Here is a 15,344-nt window from a genome sequence, read left to right on the forward strand (position 1 = left end):
CGGTGCCTGCGATTTCAGATCAGGTCGGGCAGCACCATGTCGGGCGGGCGATGGCCGTCCACCCACGACCGAATATTGGTCACGATCTTGTGCCCCGCCGCGCCGCGCCCTTCGTACGTAGCGCTGCCGAGGTGGGGGAGGGCGACGAGACCGGGCATCGCCAGAAGACGCGGATCGACCTGCGGCTCGCGCTCGAATACGTCGAGAGCGGCGGCGATGCGGTCGTGGGACAGCGCCGCGATCAGTGCCTCCTCGTCGATGAGGCGGCCGCGGCTCGTGTTCACGATGCACGCGCCCGGCTTCATCAGTCCGAGCCGGCGCGCGTCGATCAGGTGCTCGGTTTCCGGTCCGGCCGGGCAATGGAGCGTCAGGATGTCGGCTTCGGCGACGAGCCGGTCGAGTTCGGGCTCATATCGCGCCGAAACCATGTTCTCGACCGCCGGGGGCAGGCGGTGACGGTTGTGGTAGCGAATCTCCAGCCCGAAAGCCCGCGCCCGGTGCGCCACCGCCTGACCGATCCGCCCCATGCCTACGACGCCCAGCGTCTTGCCGCTGAGCGAATGGCCCAGCATCGAGGAAGGTGCCCAACCTTCCCAGCGCCCCTCGCGCAAGGTCCTGGCATTCTCGCTGAAGCGCCGTGAGACGAGAATGATCAGCGCGAGCGTCAGGTCGGCGGTGTCGTCGGTGAACACGCCGGGCGTATTGGTCACCAGAATGCGGTGGGCGCGCGCGGCGGCGAGGTCGATGTGATCGGTTCCCGCGCCGAAGCTGGCGATCATCGCGATGCGCTCTCCGGCTCCGGCGATCATCGCGGCGTCGATCATGTCGGTGACGGTCGGCACCAGCACGTCGCAATCGCGCATCGCCGCCTCCAGTTGCGCCCGTGTCATCGGTCTGTCGTCGGGGCTGGGGACGAGGTCGAAAAGCTCGGCCATGCGTGCTTCCACCTGCGGCAGAAGCCGCCGCGTGACGATCACCCGGGGACGGGGCGGGAGCGGGCGCGCGGTGTCCATTTCGGGACATGGGCTAGGCCGTCCACAGGGGCGTGGTCAAGCACCCTTGATGGGCCTCGGCGCCGCGCGGTAAGATCGCCGCGATGAACCGTCCCGCCTTCCTTCTGCCTCTCGTTGCCCTTGCCTTTCTGGCCGGGCAGCCCGCGCGCGCCGCCAATGACGACAAGGTGCCTTACTGGGCCTCGATCGATGCGGAGATCGCCAACTTGCGCGTAGGGCCGGGCGATTCGTACCGGATCGACTGGGTCTATCGCCGCCCACATCTTCCGGTGAAGGTATTGCGCCGCGAAGGCCCGTGGCGCCTGGTGGAAGACCCCGAGGGCTCGAAGGGCTGGATGCGCGACCTCCTGCTGTCCCGCCAGCGCGCGGCCATGGTCAAGGACGGCAGCCTGATCGAGATGCGCGCCAAGGGCAGCAGCGCGGCCGCCATGCTCTGGCGCGTCGAGCCGGGCGTGGTCGGCCTGCTTGGCGAGTGCAAGGAGGGCTGGTGTCCGTTCGACACCGACGGGCACAAGGGCTTCGTACGCGAAGAGCAGCTTTGGGGCACCGGGGAGCCCTGAGATTCGGTTCTCAGCCGGCCTGCAGGTTGTCCGCCGCTTGGCCGATGAGGCTCGGGGACAGGCCCGGCCTGCCGAAGTAGAATCCCTGCGCCTCGTCGCAGCCCTGTTCCCGAAGCAGGTCCAGTTGCTCGATCGTCTCCACGCCTTCCGCCAGAACCGGCACGTTGAGGCTGTGGCCGAGCGCGAGGACGGCCTTGATGATCGCGCAGGCCTCCACGCTCTGCTGTGATCGCAGCACGAACGACTTGTCGATCTTGATCTTGTCGAACGGGAACGAGTGCAGCGTGTCGAGCGAGGAATAGCCGGTCCCGAAATCGTCGATCGCGATGCTAACCCCCAGCGTCTTGATCTGGCGCAGGAAATGCAGGGCGCGCAGCTTGTCGGCGATGATCGCGGTCTCGGTGATCTCCAGTTCGAGGCGGCGCGGCGACAGGCCGGTCTCAATCAGGATGTTCTGCACGATCGCCACGAAGTCGTTCTGTAGCAACTGGATGGGCGAGAGGTTCACGGCGACCTTAAGGTGATCCGGCCAGGACCGCGCCTCGCGGCAGGCTTCGCGCATGACCCATTCGCCGATGCGGAAAATCTCGCCGGTCTCCTCCGCGATCGGGATGAATTCGACCGGTGAGACAAGGCCACGCGTCGGGTGGCGCCAGCGCAGCAGGGCCTCGTAGCCGGACAGCTTGCCGGTCGCGAGTTCATGCTGGGGCTGATACAGCACCGTGAGTTCGCCGCGATCGACCGCATGGCGCAGGTCATTGGCGATCTGGCGGCGGGCACGCGCCGTCTCGTCCATTTCCGGCTCGTAGAAGGCGATGCGTTCGGTGACGCTGCCCTTGGCGCGGTACATGGCAAGGTCGGCGTTGTTGAGCAGTTGCTCGCGCCGGGAGCCGTCCTCGGGAAACACCGCGAGGCCGATGCTGCCGCCGAGATGGAAGGCGTTGTCGTCCGTCCCGAAAGGAGTCGCGAAGCACTCTTCGACGCGCCGCAGGAATACATCGAGTTCGTTCCGGTCGCGGAAGCGCTTGGCGGCGGCAAATTCGTCGCCACCAAGGCGTGCGACGATCTCGCCGTCGTCCAGCACATCGACCATGCGCTGGGCGAGATGTTGCAGAGCGGCGTCGCCCGCAGAATGCCCGCGGGTGTCGTTGATTTCCTTGAAGCGGTCGAGGTCGATCATGACTACGGCAAGCTGGTGCCCGAAGTGGCGCGCCTCTTCCAGTTCGGCGTCGATCCAGTGGGCGAAGCTGTTGCGGTTGGGCAGGCCGGTCAGGTTGTCGTGCATCGCCATGTGCGCGATCTTCGCCTCGGAGCGGCGGCGTTCGGTGATGTCGTCGAACGTCACGACGCGCCCACCGCCGGGCATCGCGCGGCTCGTCATCGATACGACGAGGGTTTCGCCGAGGTCGAGGGTGACCGACGCGGCGGCCATGTCGGCGACGGGGCGCGTGAAATGGCGATGCAGGTCATCGCGGCGCCCGCGCGAGGCCGAGCGCCCGGCGGGCGCGGCGAGAACGGCGCCCGCGACGGCTTCGGCCTTCATGCCTGACAGGGAGGTGTCCGGGGCGATTCCCCAGATCGCGTTGAAGCGCGGATTGGCAATGCGCAGGCGGCCGTCCGCGTCGAACAGGCACAGGCCCTGGTGCATGTTGGCCAGCGCCGCGTCGAGGTGGCCCGTCATTTCACGAACGCGGTCCTCGTCTTTCTTGAACCGCGTCATGTCCCGGGTGATCTTGGCGAAGCCGATGTGCTCGCCAAGTTCGTTGGCGACCTTCTCGATGGTGACGTGAGCCCAGAAGCGGGTGCCGTCGCGCCGGACGCGCCAGCCCTCGCCGCTGAACTTGCCTGTCTTGGCGGCATCGGCGACGGCGCGGCGGGGCAGGTTGTCGGCCTGATCTTCGGGCGTGTAGAACGCGGCGAGCGGCATTCCGACGGCTTCATCGGAAGTGTAGCCCTTCAGGCGCTGTGCGCCCGCGTTCCAGTTGACCACCTGACCGTCGCGGTCGAGCATGTAGATGGCGCAGTCGGTGATGCCCTTGACGAGAATGCTCATGTCGCGCTCAGTCGCATGGAGAACCAGACGGGCTCGGCGGGCGATGCTCAGGACCGCGATGCTGATGGCGAGCAGGGCGAGCGATCCGGCGCTGATAGCGGCTGCCATGCTGTCGGGGGAGAGCAGGGTGCCGCCGTGCAGGTCGAGCGGCGCGGGCGTCAACTGCATCGCGGCCATGCCGGTGAAGTGCAGCAACACGATCGAGAGGGCCAGCAGGCCCGCAGCCGCCAGCGCGCTGGGAATCGAACGCCCCTTGACCGAAAGCGCGAGGGCGGGGCAGGCGGGCAGCACCGCGAAGAGCAGCGACACCGCGACGAAGGCGGGACGCCAGTGGATGTCGGCGGGAAACTCGATCGCGGACATGCCGATGTAGTGCATCGCGATGACGCCCGAGCCCGCGAGCAGGCCGGCAAGCGCGAAACCCTTGCGATGCGGCAGGGCGAGGGAGACCGCGAACGACAGCGAGGTCATGACCACCGCGATGAGCAGCGAGATCACGGTAGCGGGAACGTGATATCCCACGACCAGTCCCGGGCCGTAGCCGAGCATCGCGACGAAGTGCGTTGCCCAGACGCCGAAGCCGATGGCGCTGCCCGCACCCACGATCCAATGGCGAGCAGCCGATCCCGACAAGTGACGGGCATGACGCAGCAGCTGCACCGCGCACAGGGTGGAGACGACGCAGATCGCGGCTGCCAGCAGGACAAACCATCTGTCATGCTGATCGTGAATGCACAGCAGAACGTCGAACATCGGCAACCCTAGTCATCAGAAACCTGATGGCTGTTAGGGTTGATTGGTTAACACGGGCCTAACTCTGTTCCCGCAGTGAGGTCATGTCTGACTGAAACACCGTTCGTCATCCCCGCGAAGGCGGGGACCCAGCTGATGCCGGTGCAACAGGAACTGTCAGGAGAGGGGTTCCCGACTTCGCGGGGATGACGATGACACGGATCGCCCACCACAAGACACGCCGCGCGTTAGGAAATGCCCCCTGCCCGGGTTGCGGGCAGGGGGCATTTCCTTGTCGTCAGGCCAGTTCGACCGCGATCGCCGTGGCTTCGCCGCCGCCGATGCAGAGGCTGGCGACGCCCTTCTTGAGGCCCTTTTCCTTGAGCGCGTTGATGAGCGTCACGATGATGCGCGTGCCCGAAGCACCGATCGGATGGCCGAGCGCGGTGGCGCCGCCGTGGATGTTGACCTTGTCATGCGGGATGCCGAGGTCGTGCATCGCGAACATGGCGACGCAGGCGAAGGCTTCGTTGACTTCGAACAGGTCGACGTCGGCGAGGTTCCAGCCAACCTTCTCGACCAGCTTGGTGATCGCGCCGACCGGGGCGGTGGTGAACTTGGCCGGCTCCTGTGCGTGGGCCTCGACGCCGACGACGGTGGCCACCGGCGTCAGGCCCTTGGCATCGGCCACGCTCTTGCGCGTCAGCACCACGGCGGCCGCGCCGTCCGAGATCGAGCTGGAGCTGGCGGCAGTGATGGTGCCGTCCTTGGCGAAGGCGGCGCGCAGGGTGCGGATCTTGTCCGGGTTGCCCTTGGGCGGCTGCTCGTCCGTATCGACGACGACTTCGCCCTTGCGCGTCTTCACGGTGACGGGGACGATCTCCGCGGCGAAGGCGCCCGAGGTGATCGCTTCCTGCGCGCGGCGCAGCGACTCGATCGAGTAATCGTCCTGGTTCTCGCGGGTCAGCTGGTATTCGTCGGCGGTGACTTGCGCGAACGAGCCCATCGAGCCGCCTTCGTAGGCGTCTTCCAGACCGTCGAGGAACATGTGGTCGTAGATCGTGTCATGACCGGCGCGTGCGCCCGAACGGTGCTTCTTCGAAAGATACGGGGCGTTGGTCATCGATTCCATGCCGCCCGCGATCACCACGTCGAGCGAACCGGCGGCCAGCGCCTCGGCGCCCATGATGACGGTCTGCATGCCCGAGCCGCAGACCTTGTTGACGGTCGTCGCCTGCACCGACTTGGGCAGGCCGGCCTTCAGCGCGGCCTGGCGGGCAGGGGCCTGGCCGAGACCGGCAGGCAGCACGCAGCCCATGTAGATTCGCTCGATGTCCTCGCCAGCGACGCCTGCACGCTCGACGGCGGCCTTCACCGCGGTCGCGCCGAGGTCGGTCGCCGATACGTCCGCCAGCACGCCCTGCAGACCGCCCATGGGGGTGCGCGCATAAGAGAGGATGACGATCGGGTCGGAAGCCGAAATCTGGGCCATTGGCATACCTTTCACACTGATGACTGTTCTAGTTGACGAACGGGATAATGTTGCGCTGCGTCAATTGCAATGATGCGACAGTACGAGCCGCCTCTACACCGTCCCGCCGGTTTCGTTCGGACGATGGCCAGGAGATGGGAAGCCTTGCCTGATTGCCAAGATATGTCGGCCGCGTTTCGCGAACAATTCGCAATAAACCGGTTGCGCGAAGCGACTTGACGATTGCGTCAGGCGCCTCGGGGTGGGCAAGCGCCGGGAAACTGCGGGATTGGACACTTTGTCGTGTTGCAATGCAATGCGAATGGCGGATTATTGTGCCGGGATACCCTTGCGAGGCGCGGTAGGCTGGCCTAAGGACGCGCCAACTTGACGGGCTCACCATGACATATTCGAGTCCGCCAACGTCGCATTCGCGGTAAGAGGCAAGAACATTGACCGATCTGTCGCAATACCTGCCGATCCTCATCTTCCTGGTGATCGCGCTTGGGCTTTCGTCCGTGATCGTGTTCCTTCCGCTGGGCGTTGCCCGGCTGACCGGCACGCACCAGCCCAGCGCAGACAAGAACAGCGAATATGAGTGCGGCTTCCCCGCCTTCGAAGATCCGCGCAGCCAGTTCGACGTGCGATTCTACCTGGTGGCGATCCTCTTCATCATCTTCGATCTCGAAGCTGCCTTCCTGTTCCCCTGGGCCGTGTCGCTCAAGCTGACGGGCTGGGCCGGCTGGGCGACGATGATGGTATTCCTGGGCGAACTGGCCATCGGCCTCGCCTATGCATGGAAAAAGGGAGCTTTGGACTGGGAATGAGCACGCTCGTTAACTCGGCGGGCCAGCCTCTGGCCCCGATGTCGCCGGTCGGCGGCGCGATCACCGCGCCCGACCAGTCGTTCTTCAAGGATCTCAATCAGGAAGTGTCCGACAAGGGCTTCCTGGTCACCTCGACCGAGGAACTGTTCCAGTGGGCCCGCACGGGTTCGCTGTGGTGGATGACCTTCGGCCTCGCATGCTGCGCGGTCGAGATGATTCACGTCAACATGCCCCGCTACGACATGGAGCGCTTCGGCGCCGCGCCGCGCGCCTCTCCGCGCCAGTCGGACGTGATGATCGTGGCAGGCACGCTCTGCAACAAGATGGCCCCGGCGCTCCGCAAGGTCTACGACCAGATGTCGGAGCCGAAGTACGTCATCTCGATGGGCAGCTGCGCCAACGGCGGCGGCTACTATCACTACAGCTACTCGGTGGTGCGCGGCTGCGACCGCATCGTGCCCGTCGACATCTACGTGCCGGGTTGCCCGCCGACTGCCGAAGCGCTGCTATATGGCGTGATGCAGCTGCAGCGGAAGATCCGCCGCGTGGGCACCGTCGAGAGGTAAGGCCAGATGCCCGTTCTGCATTCCGCTCCGAAGATCGCCTCGAACGAGGGCGTCCTCGACGCTCTCGTCGCCGCGCTGGGCCCCAAGCTCGTCTCCGCGAAGGAGGAGCATGGCGAGATCGTGCTCACCATCGCGCGTGACGAGATCGAGAACGCGCTGCGCATCCTGCGCGACGATCACGAATATCAGCAGATGATGGAAATCGCCGGCGTCGACTATCCGTCGCGTCCTGAGCGTTTCGAAGTCGTCTACATGCTGCTCTCGGTCACGAAGAACCATCGCATCATGGCGAAGGTGACGGCGGCTGAGCACACCCCGGTCCCTACGATCACCACGCTGTGGCCGAACGCCGGCTGGCTGGAACGCGAAGTGTTCGACATGTACGGCGTGATCTTCGCCGGCAACAAGGACCTGCGCCGCATCCTCACCGACTACGGTTTCGAGGGTCACCCGTTCCGCAAGGACTTCCCGCTCACCGGCTACCAGGAACTGCGCTATTCCGAAGAGGACAAGCGCGTTGTGTACGAGCCGGTCAGCCTCGCGCAGGATCTGCGCCAGTTCGACTTCATGAGCCCGTGGGAAGGCGCCGACTACATCCTGCCGGGTGACGAGAAGGCGCCTGCGCCCGCAGCCCCGGCCGCCGCTCCGACGCCCAAGGCGACCGAGAGCAAGGCCGATACCGGCGCCGGTGACAAGGCGAACGAAAAGGCCGCCGAAAAGGAATCCGCGCCCGCTCCGGCCAAGACCGAAGACGGGAAGGCCCCTGAGGCGCCCAAGGAAACCGAAAGCCGTCCGGACAAGGGAGACGCCAAGTGAGCATGCTGCTTGAACAGTCGCCCACCACCGGCGACGAGGTCATCACCAACTACACGATCAACTTCGGTCCCCAGCACCCGGCGGCCCACGGCGTTCTGCGCATGGTCATGGAGCTGGACGGAGAGATCATCGAGCGGATCGATCCGCACGTCGGCCTGCTCCATCGCGGCACTGAGAAGCTGATCGAGCACAAGACCTACCTCCAGGCGCTGCCGTACTTCGACCGCCTGGACTACTGCTCGCCGCTCGGCATGGAGCACTCCTATGTGCTCGCGATCGAGAAGCTGCTGAACCTTGAGGTTCCGCTGCGCGCCCAGTACCTTCGCGTGCTGTTCGCCGAGCTGACCCGCATCTGCAACCACATGATGAACATGGGTTCGCACATCATGGACATCGGCGCGATGACGCCGAACCTGTGGCTGTTCGAAATCCGCGAGGATTGCCTCAACTTCTTCGAGCGCGCCTCGGGCGCCCGCATGCACTCGGCCTGGTTCCGTCCCGGCGGCGTGCATCAGGACGTGCCGCTCAAGCTGCTGACCGACATCGCCGACTGGCTCGACACGCGCCTGCCGGAACTGTTCGAGGATGCACTGAGCCTCGTCGCCGACAACCGCATCTTCAAGCAGCGCAACGTCGATATCGCCACGGTATCGAAGGAAGACGCGCTGGCATGGGGCTTCTCCGGCCCGATGATCCGCGGTTCGGGCATCGCCTGGGATATCCGCAAGGCGCAGCCCTACGACGTCTATGACCGCATGGACTTCGAGGTTCCCGTCGGCACCAGCGGCGACTGCTACGACCGCTTCATGTGCCGCGCTGAGGAAGTGCGCCAGTCGGCCCGCATCATGAAGCAGTGCCTGCGCGAGATGCCCGAAGGTCCGGTGGCCTCCACCGACCGCAAGGTGGTTCCGCCCAAGCGCGCCGAGATGAAGAGCTCGATGGAATCGCTGATCCATCACTTCAAGCTCTACACCGAAGGCTTCCACGTCCCGGCGGGCGAAGTCTACGTCGCGACCGAAAGCCCAAAGGGTGAATTCGGCGTCTATCTCGTCTCGGACGGCTCCAACAAGCCTTACCGCTGCAAGATCCGCCCGACCGCGTTCAGTCACCTGCAAGCGATGGACTTCATGTCCAAGGGTCACATGCTGCCTGACGCCACGGCGATCCTGGGCGCCATGGATATCGTGTTCGGGGAGTGCGACCGTTGAGCAACCTGGACACCGCAAAGGCCATGATCGCGGCCTACAACGCGCAGGACGTGGACACGTACGTTTCGTACATGACCGATGATGCCTGCGAAGCGAACTATCGTGGCGCCGTAGTGCGCGAAGGCAAGGAAGGCACCCGCTCGGGCCTCGCCGCCGCTTTCGCCAAGTGGCCGCAGAACAAGGCCGAGATCGTCGAAGCCTCGCAGATCGGCGCTTACGTGCTGATGCGCGAGCACGTGACGCGCGGCCCTGCGAGCGACGGTTCGGAACTCGTGGACCCGTTCGACGTGATCGCGGTCTACAGCTTCGAAGGCGACAAGTGTTCGCGCGTCGAATTCATTCGTTGATGATCGCAAAGGGGTGGGACCTGTGACGAAGTTCAACACTGTAGAAATGATCCGCATCTGGGCGACCCTCACGGGTCTGTTCCTCGTCGGGCTCTACTTCGTCGTTCTTTGGCTCGGGATCGCTCCCTCGCCGATGATCGCCATGCTGGCGACTGCCATCGGCGGCTTCGAGATTTTCTTTTTCGGCCAGGATCAGTGGCTGAAGCGCAGAGGTAAGCATGGCTGACCGCTATATCGAACCCGATACGCCCGAATTGCGGGCCCGTTGGGGTAATTTTGCCTGGACCGAGGCGAACGCCGCCAAGGCCAAGGACATCGTCGCGCGCTATCCCGAAGGGCGTCAGCGCTCGGCGGTGATGCCGCTGCTCGACCTTGCCCAGCGCCAGGTCGGCGCCGAAGAGAACACGCAGGGCTGGCTGCCGATCCCGGTGATGGAATATGTCGCGGCTGAGCTCGACATGCCGATCATCCGCGTGGTCGAGGTCGCCTCGTTTTACACGATGTACAACATCGCGCCGATCGGCCGCTTCCACGTGCAGGTCTGCGGCACCACCCCGTGCATGCTGCGCGGTTCGGACGATCTGCTGGCGACCTGCAAGTCGCGCGGCATGAAGAAGGGCCACATCTCGGCAGACGGCCTCTGGTCGTTCACCGAAGTCGAGTGCATGGGCAACTGCGCCTCGGCCCCGATGGTCCAGATCAACGACGACAACTACGAGGACCTGACCTCGGACCGCCTGAACGCCGTGCTCGACGCACTGGCGCGCGGCGAGACGCCGAAGGCGGGCACGCAGGACCCGGCCCGTCACACCGTGGAACCGGTGGGTGAGCCGACCAACCTCGTCGCCATGATGACCGAAAACCATGACTATCGGAGCGAGTGGTAATGGCTCTCCTCGATAAGGATCGCATCTTCACCAACCTCTACGGCTTCCAGCCGTGGAACCTGAAGGAAGCGCAGGCGCGCGGCGCCTGGGACAACACCAAGGACCTGATCGCGCGCGGACGTGACGCCATCATCGACGAGATGAAGGCATCGGGTCTGCGCGGTCGCGGCGGTGCGGGCTTCCCCACCGGCATGAAGTGGTCCTTCATGCCCAAGCAGCCGCCGCTCGACCAGAACGGCAACCCCAAGCCCAGCTTCCTGGTCATCAACGCGGACGAATCCGAACCGGGTTCGTGCAAGGACCGCGAGATCATGCGCCACGATCCGCACCTGCTGTTCGAAGGCGCTCTGGTGGCCGGTTTCGCGATGGGTGCGCGGGCAGCCTACATCTACATCCGCGGCGAATACATCCGCGAGGCCGAAGTGCTCTTCGCCGCGCGTGAGGAAGCCTATGCGGCGGGCCTGCTGGGCAAGAACGCGGCGGGTTCGGGCTACGACTTCGACGTCTTCGTCCATCGCGGTGCCGGCGCCTACATCTGCGGCGAAGAAACCGCGATGATCGAAAGCCTCGAAGGCAAGAAGGGCCAGCCCCGCCTGAAGCCGCCGTTCCCGGCCGGCGCGGGCCTCTACGGCTGCCCGACCACGGTGAACAACGTGGAATCGATCGCGGTGGCTCCGACCATCCTGCGTCGCGGCGCCTCGTGGTTCTCTTCCTTCGGGCGCGAGAACAACAAGGGCACCAAGCTCTTCCAGATCAGCGGGCACGTGAACCGTCCCTGCGTGGTCGAGGAAGAGATGTCGATCCCGTTCAGCGAACTGATCGAGCGTCACTGCGGTGGTATTCGCGGCGGCCGCGACAACCTGCTGGCGGTGATCCCCGGCGGTTCGTCGGTGCCGCTGGTGCCCTCGGCCGACATCTGGGACGCGCCGATGGACTTCGACGGCCTCAAGGCGGTCGGCTCGGGCCTCGGCACCGCCGCCGTCATCGTCATGGACAAATCCACGGACATCGTCCGCGCCATTTCGCGCCTCTCGTACTTCTACAAGCATGAGAGCTGCGGCCAGTGCACGCCGTGCCGTGAAGGCACCGGCTGGATGTGGCGCGTGATGGAACGCCTGCGCACCGGCGACGCGCATGTCGAGGAAATCGACATGCTCCAGCAGGTCACCAAGCAGGTCGAAGGCCACACCATCTGCGCGCTCGGCGACGCAGCCGCGTGGCCGATCCAGGGCCTCATCAAGCACTTCCGTCCCGAGATCGAGCGCCGTATCGAAGCGCGCCACGGCTCGCTGCAAGAGGCTGCAGAATAATGCCTAAGGTAAAAGTAGACGGCGTCGAGATCGACGTTCCTGCAGGCGCCACCGTGCTGCAGGCCGCCGAACTCGCCGGCAAGGAAATCCCGCGCTTCTGCTATCACGAGCGCCTGAGCATCGCCGGCAACTGCCGCATGTGCCTGGTCGAAGTGAAGCCCGGACCGCCCAAGCCGCAGGCAAGCTGCGCGCTTCCCGCCACCGAAGGCCAGGAGATCCGCACGGACTCCGAAATGGTCAAGAAGGCGCGGGAAGGGGTGATGGAATTCCTTCTCATCAACCACCCGCTCGACTGCCCGATCTGCGATCAGGGCGGCGAGTGCGACCTGCAGGACCAGTCGGTCGCCTACGGTCGCGGCGGTTCGCGGTATCACGAGCACAAGCGCGCGGTGACCGAGAAGTACATGGGCCCGCTCATCAAGACCACGATGACGCGCTGCATCCACTGCACCCGCTGCGTGCGCTTCTCGGAAGAGATCGCCGGCGTGGACGAGATCGGCGCGCTCTATCGCGGCGAGACGATGCAGATCACCACGTATCTGGAGAAGGCCGCGCATCACGAGATGTCGGCCAACGTGATCGACCTCTGCCCGGTCGGCGCGCTCACCAGCCGTCCTTATGCGTTCGAAGCGCGTCCGTGGGAGCTGAAGAAGACGCTCTCGATCGACGTTTCGGACGCGACCGGCGCCAACATCCGCATCGACGCGCGCGGCCGCGAAGTGCTCCGCGCACTTCCGCGCAACAACGACGACGTGAACGAGGAATGGCTGAGCGACAAGGCGCGCTTCCAGGTCGACGGCCTGACCAAGCGCCGCCTCGACAAGCCGTTCCTGCGCCGTGACGGCAAGCTGGTCCAGGCCACCTGGAACGAGGCTTTCGCCGCGCTGTCGACCCTGAACCCCGGCGCCTCGATCGCGGCTGTCGCGGGCGACATGGTCGATTGCGAGACGATGTTCGCCGCCAAGGCGCTCGTCGGTGCGCTCGGCTCGACCCTCCTCGAAGGTCGCCAGACCGGCATGGACTACGATACGTCGAGCCTGGCCGCCGTCAACTTCAACACCACCTTCAACGACATCGAGACGGCCGATGCCATCCTGATCGTCGGCTCGATGGTTCGCTGGGAAGCGCCGACGGTCAACGTCCGTCTGCGCAAGGCCGTGAAGCGCGGCGCCAAGGTGTTCCTGATCGGTCCCGAGTGGGAAACCACCTTCGGCGGCGAGTTCCTCGGCGAAGACCTCTCGCTGATCGGCAACCTGCCGGGCCACGTCGCGGAGGCGCTTTCGGGCGCCAAGCGCCCGGCGGTGATCCTGGGCGGCGCGGCTCTCGGCCGTGGCGGTCTGGAAGCCGGCCTTGCTCTTGCAGGCCAGTTCAACCTTGTCCGCACTCTGGAAGACGGCACCGCCTGGAACGGCTTCAACGTCCTGCACATGGCCGCTTCGCGCATGGGCGGCCTGATGCTGGGCTACGCGCAGAAGGGCGGCATCGCCGACCTCGCCGCCGCCAAGCCCAAGGTGCTGATCTCGCTCGGCGCCGACGAAGTGGACTACACCAGGTTCGCAGACTCGATGATCGTCTACATCGGTCACCACGGTGACAAGGCGGCGCACGCTGCCGACGTGATCCTGCCCGCCTCGGCCTACACGGAGAAGGCCGGCACTTACGTCAACACCGAAGGCCGCGTGCAGTTCGCCGACAAGGCCGTCTTCGCGCCCGGCGACGCGCGTGAGGACTGGACGATCCTGCGCGCACTGGCCGACGCCTTCGGCGTCTCGGTTGGCTTCGACAGCTTCGACCAGCTTCGCGCCGCCATGGTCGCCTCGGTCCCGGCGCTCGGCGTCGAGGGTCTGGCCGACTACGGCGCTGCGCTCCCGGCGGGTGGCGGTTCGGCTTCGGGCGCGATCGCCTATCCGATCAAGGACTTCTACATGACCAACCCGATCGCGCGCGCCAGCGCGACGATGCAGCGTTGCTCGGCCGAGCTGCTGCACGGTGAAGAGTTCGCGGAGGCCGCGGAATGACTTCGTTCTTCCAGTCCCTCGGGATGCCTTTCGAGGGGGCATGGCTGCTCTCGACGATCTGCGGCATCCTGCTGATCGCGCTGCCGCTGATGCTGGCCGTCGCGATGATCATCTACGTCGACCGCAAGATCTGGGCCGCCATGGCGCTGCGCCGTGGTCCCAACGTGGTCGGCCCGTTCGGTCTGCTGCAGTCCTTCGCGGATGGCCTGAAGGTCTTCCTGCAGGAAACCATCATCCCTTCGGCCGCGAACAAGGGCATCTTCCTGATCGCGCCGGTCGTGACCTTCACCGTGGCGCTGATGGCCTGGGCGGTGATCCCGTTCAATTCGAACGCGATCCTGGCCAACATCAACATCGGCCTGCTCTATGTCCTCGCGATCAGCTCGCTGGGCGTCTACGGCACGATCATGGCGGGCTGGGCTTCGAACTCGAAGTACCCGTTCTTCTCGGCGATGCGCGCTTCGGCGCAGATGATCTCCTACGAAGTCTCGATCGGCTTCATCCTGATCTGCGTCGTCCTGTGGGCGGGCACGTTCAACATGAACGGCATCGTCCTCGCGCAGAAGGGCCACGTCCTCGGCATCATCAACGGCTTCGTCGCGAACCCGCTGCTGTTCCCGATGTGGGTGATGTTCCTGGTGTCGAGCCTTGCGGAAACGCAGCGCGCGCCGTTCGATCTTACCGAAGCGGAATCCGAACTCGTCGCCGGTTACCAGACCGAATATTCGTCGATGGCCTTCGCCGCCTACTGGCTGGGTGAATATGCCAACGTGCTCCTGATGTGCGCGCTCAACGCGACGCTGTTCTGGGGTGGCTGGCTGCCGCCGCTCGATATCCCGGTTCTGTACCTGATCCCGGGCTTCGTGTGGTTCCTGCTCAAGATCTTCTTCTTCTTCTTCGTATTCAGCTGGGTCAAGGCGACGGTGCCCCGTTACCGTTACGACCAGCTGATGCGCCTGGGCTGGAAGGTCTTCCTCCCCGTTTCGCTCGCTTTCGTCGTGATCGTCAGCGGCTACCTCATGGCTACCGGACACTTCGCATGACCGTCGCATACCTCATCAAGAGCTTCACGCTCTGGGAGTTCGTGAAGGCGCACTGGCTGACCTTGAAGTATTTCTTCAAGCCCAAGGCGACGATCAACTACCCGTTCGAGAAGAACCCGCTTTCGCCCCGCTTCCGTGGTGAGCACGCCCTGCGCCGTTATCCCAACGGCGAGGAACGCTGCATCGCCTGCAAGCTGTGCGAAGCGATCTGTCCGGCGCAGGCGATCACCATCGAGGCGGCGCCCCGCGTCGACGGTTCGCGCCGCACCACGCGCTACGACATCGACATGACCAAGTGCATCTACTGCGGCTTCTGCCAGGAAGCCTGCCCGGTCGATGCCATCGTCGAAGGGCCGAACTTCGAATACGCGACCGAAACGCGCGAAGAACTGCTCTACGACAAGGCCAAGCTGCTGGCGAACGGGGACAAGTGGGAGCGTGCTATCGCCGCGAACCTTGAAGCCGACGCGCCGTACCGTTAACCGGCGCGCGC

15 protein-coding genes are annotated in these 15,344 nt (G+C 65.1%); 12 read left to right on the forward strand and 3 right to left on the reverse strand.

Annotated elements, in window-relative coordinates:
- Positions 1 to 14: 14 nt before the first annotated feature.
- Positions 15 to 1,013 (reverse strand): 2-hydroxyacid dehydrogenase, encoded by a 999-nt coding sequence (locus BES08_RS03045; protein WP_036522889.1) that lies wholly within the window; start codon positions 1,011 to 1,013, stop codon positions 15 to 17.
- An 83-nt stretch (positions 1,014 to 1,096) separates the two neighbouring features.
- Between BES08_RS03045 and BES08_RS03050 the strand changes: the two genes are divergently transcribed.
- The gene (locus BES08_RS03050; RefSeq protein WP_069707688.1) at positions 1,097 to 1,573 is read left to right on the forward strand and encodes an SH3 domain-containing protein; all 477 of its coding nucleotides are present in this window, start codon (positions 1,097 to 1,099) and stop codon (positions 1,571 to 1,573) included.
- 10 nt (positions 1,574 to 1,583) lie between these two features.
- Here the strand turns inward: BES08_RS03050 and BES08_RS03055 are convergent, their stop codons facing one another.
- Complete coding sequence (locus BES08_RS03055; protein WP_069707689.1) at positions 1,584 to 4,379, reverse strand: bifunctional diguanylate cyclase/phosphodiesterase; 2,796 nt, start codon at positions 4,377 to 4,379, stop codon at positions 1,584 to 1,586.
- Between the two features lie 277 nt (positions 4,380 to 4,656).
- Complete coding sequence (locus tag BES08_RS03060; RefSeq protein ID WP_008833065.1) at positions 4,657 to 5,850, reverse strand: acetyl-CoA C-acyltransferase; 1,194 nt, start codon at positions 5,848 to 5,850, stop codon at positions 4,657 to 4,659.
- A 431-nt stretch (positions 5,851 to 6,281) separates the two neighbouring features.
- Here BES08_RS03060 and BES08_RS03065 point away from each other — a divergent pair, with 431 nt between their 5' ends.
- From BES08_RS03065 to nuoI, 11 genes are read left to right on the forward strand one after another with little or no spacing between them, the layout of a single operon-like run.
- A complete protein-coding gene (locus BES08_RS03065) occupies positions 6,282 to 6,656 on the forward strand; it encodes an NADH-quinone oxidoreductase subunit A (RefSeq protein ID WP_036522900.1) in 375 nt (124 codons plus the stop codon).
- Between the two features lie 38 nt (positions 6,657 to 6,694).
- Positions 6,695 to 7,222: a NuoB/complex I 20 kDa subunit family protein gene (locus BES08_RS03070; protein ID WP_197524448.1), complete on the forward strand. Its 528-nt coding sequence runs from the start codon at positions 6,695 to 6,697 to the stop codon at positions 7,220 to 7,222.
- A gap of 6 nt (positions 7,223 to 7,228) precedes the next feature.
- Positions 7,229 to 8,038, forward strand: coding sequence for an NADH-quinone oxidoreductase subunit C (locus BES08_RS03075; RefSeq protein ID WP_036522903.1), 810 nt, complete (start codon positions 7,229 to 7,231; stop codon positions 8,036 to 8,038).
- A 2-nt stretch (positions 8,039 to 8,040) separates the two neighbouring features.
- Entirely contained in the window at positions 8,041 to 9,246 is a 1,206-nt protein-coding gene (locus BES08_RS03080) for an NADH-quinone oxidoreductase subunit D (protein ID WP_036522905.1), read from the forward strand.
- Positions 9,243 to 9,593, forward strand: coding sequence for a nuclear transport factor 2 family protein (locus tag BES08_RS03085; protein WP_036522908.1), 351 nt, complete (start codon positions 9,243 to 9,245; stop codon positions 9,591 to 9,593). Before BES08_RS03080 ends, BES08_RS03085 begins: the two co-directional genes overlap by 4 nt.
- Before the next feature lie 22 nt (positions 9,594 to 9,615).
- On the forward strand, positions 9,616 to 9,819 hold the full coding sequence (locus tag BES08_RS03090; protein ID WP_008833059.1) for a hypothetical protein: 204 nt from the start codon (positions 9,616 to 9,618) through the stop codon (positions 9,817 to 9,819).
- Positions 9,812 to 10,480, forward strand: coding sequence for a complex I 24 kDa subunit family protein (locus BES08_RS03095; RefSeq protein ID WP_036522910.1), 669 nt, complete (start codon positions 9,812 to 9,814; stop codon positions 10,478 to 10,480). Before BES08_RS03090 ends, BES08_RS03095 begins: the two co-directional genes overlap by 8 nt.
- Positions 10,480 to 11,790, forward strand: a complete 1,311-nt coding sequence (gene nuoF / locus BES08_RS03100) for an NADH-quinone oxidoreductase subunit NuoF (RefSeq protein WP_036522913.1) — start codon at positions 10,480 to 10,482, stop codon at positions 11,788 to 11,790. Before BES08_RS03095 ends, nuoF begins: the two co-directional genes overlap by 1 nt.
- On the forward strand, positions 11,790 to 13,808 hold the full coding sequence (nuoG, locus tag BES08_RS03105) for an NADH-quinone oxidoreductase subunit NuoG (RefSeq protein WP_069707690.1): 2,019 nt from the start codon (positions 11,790 to 11,792) through the stop codon (positions 13,806 to 13,808). The genes nuoF and nuoG overlap by 1 nt, the downstream gene beginning before the upstream one ends.
- Complete coding sequence (nuoH, locus tag BES08_RS03110) at positions 13,805 to 14,851, forward strand: NADH-quinone oxidoreductase subunit NuoH (RefSeq protein WP_008833055.1); 1,047 nt, start codon at positions 13,805 to 13,807, stop codon at positions 14,849 to 14,851. Before nuoG ends, nuoH begins: the two co-directional genes overlap by 4 nt.
- A complete protein-coding gene (gene nuoI, locus BES08_RS03115; RefSeq protein WP_008833054.1) occupies positions 14,848 to 15,333 on the forward strand; it encodes an NADH-quinone oxidoreductase subunit NuoI in 486 nt (161 codons plus the stop codon). The genes nuoH and nuoI overlap by 4 nt, the downstream gene beginning before the upstream one ends.
- Positions 15,334 to 15,344: the final 11 nt, after the last annotated feature.

The sequence above is a fragment of the Novosphingobium resinovorum genome, assembly GCF_001742225.1.
Lineage (GTDB): Bacteria > Pseudomonadota > Alphaproteobacteria > Sphingomonadales > Sphingomonadaceae > Novosphingobium > Novosphingobium resinovorum_A.

Coding starts and splice junctions, on each gene's coding strand:
- BES08_RS03045 (WP_036522889.1), bottom strand. CDS start 1,013: ATGGACACCGCGCGCCCGCTCCCGCCCCGTCCCCGGGTGATCGTCACG.
- BES08_RS03050 (WP_069707688.1), top strand. CDS start 1,097: ATGAACCGTCCCGCCTTCCTTCTGCCTCTCGTTGCCCTTGCCTTTCTG.
- BES08_RS03055 (WP_069707689.1), bottom strand. CDS start 4,379: ATGTTCGACGTTCTGCTGTGCATTCACGATCAGCATGACAGATGGTTT.
- BES08_RS03060 (WP_008833065.1), bottom strand. CDS start 5,850: ATGGCCCAGATTTCGGCTTCCGACCCGATCGTCATCCTCTCTTATGCG.
- BES08_RS03070 (WP_197524448.1), top strand. CDS start 6,695: ATGTCGCCGGTCGGCGGCGCGATCACCGCGCCCGACCAGTCGTTCTTC.
- BES08_RS03075 (WP_036522903.1), top strand. CDS start 7,229: ATGCCCGTTCTGCATTCCGCTCCGAAGATCGCCTCGAACGAGGGCGTC.
- BES08_RS03080 (WP_036522905.1), top strand. CDS start 8,041: ATGCTGCTTGAACAGTCGCCCACCACCGGCGACGAGGTCATCACCAAC.
- BES08_RS03095 (WP_036522910.1), top strand. CDS start 9,812: ATGGCTGACCGCTATATCGAACCCGATACGCCCGAATTGCGGGCCCGT.
- nuoF (WP_036522913.1), top strand. CDS start 10,480: ATGGCTCTCCTCGATAAGGATCGCATCTTCACCAACCTCTACGGCTTC.
- nuoG (WP_069707690.1), top strand. CDS start 11,790: ATGCCTAAGGTAAAAGTAGACGGCGTCGAGATCGACGTTCCTGCAGGC.
- nuoH (WP_008833055.1), top strand. CDS start 13,805: ATGACTTCGTTCTTCCAGTCCCTCGGGATGCCTTTCGAGGGGGCATGG.
- nuoI (WP_008833054.1), top strand. CDS start 14,848: ATGACCGTCGCATACCTCATCAAGAGCTTCACGCTCTGGGAGTTCGTG.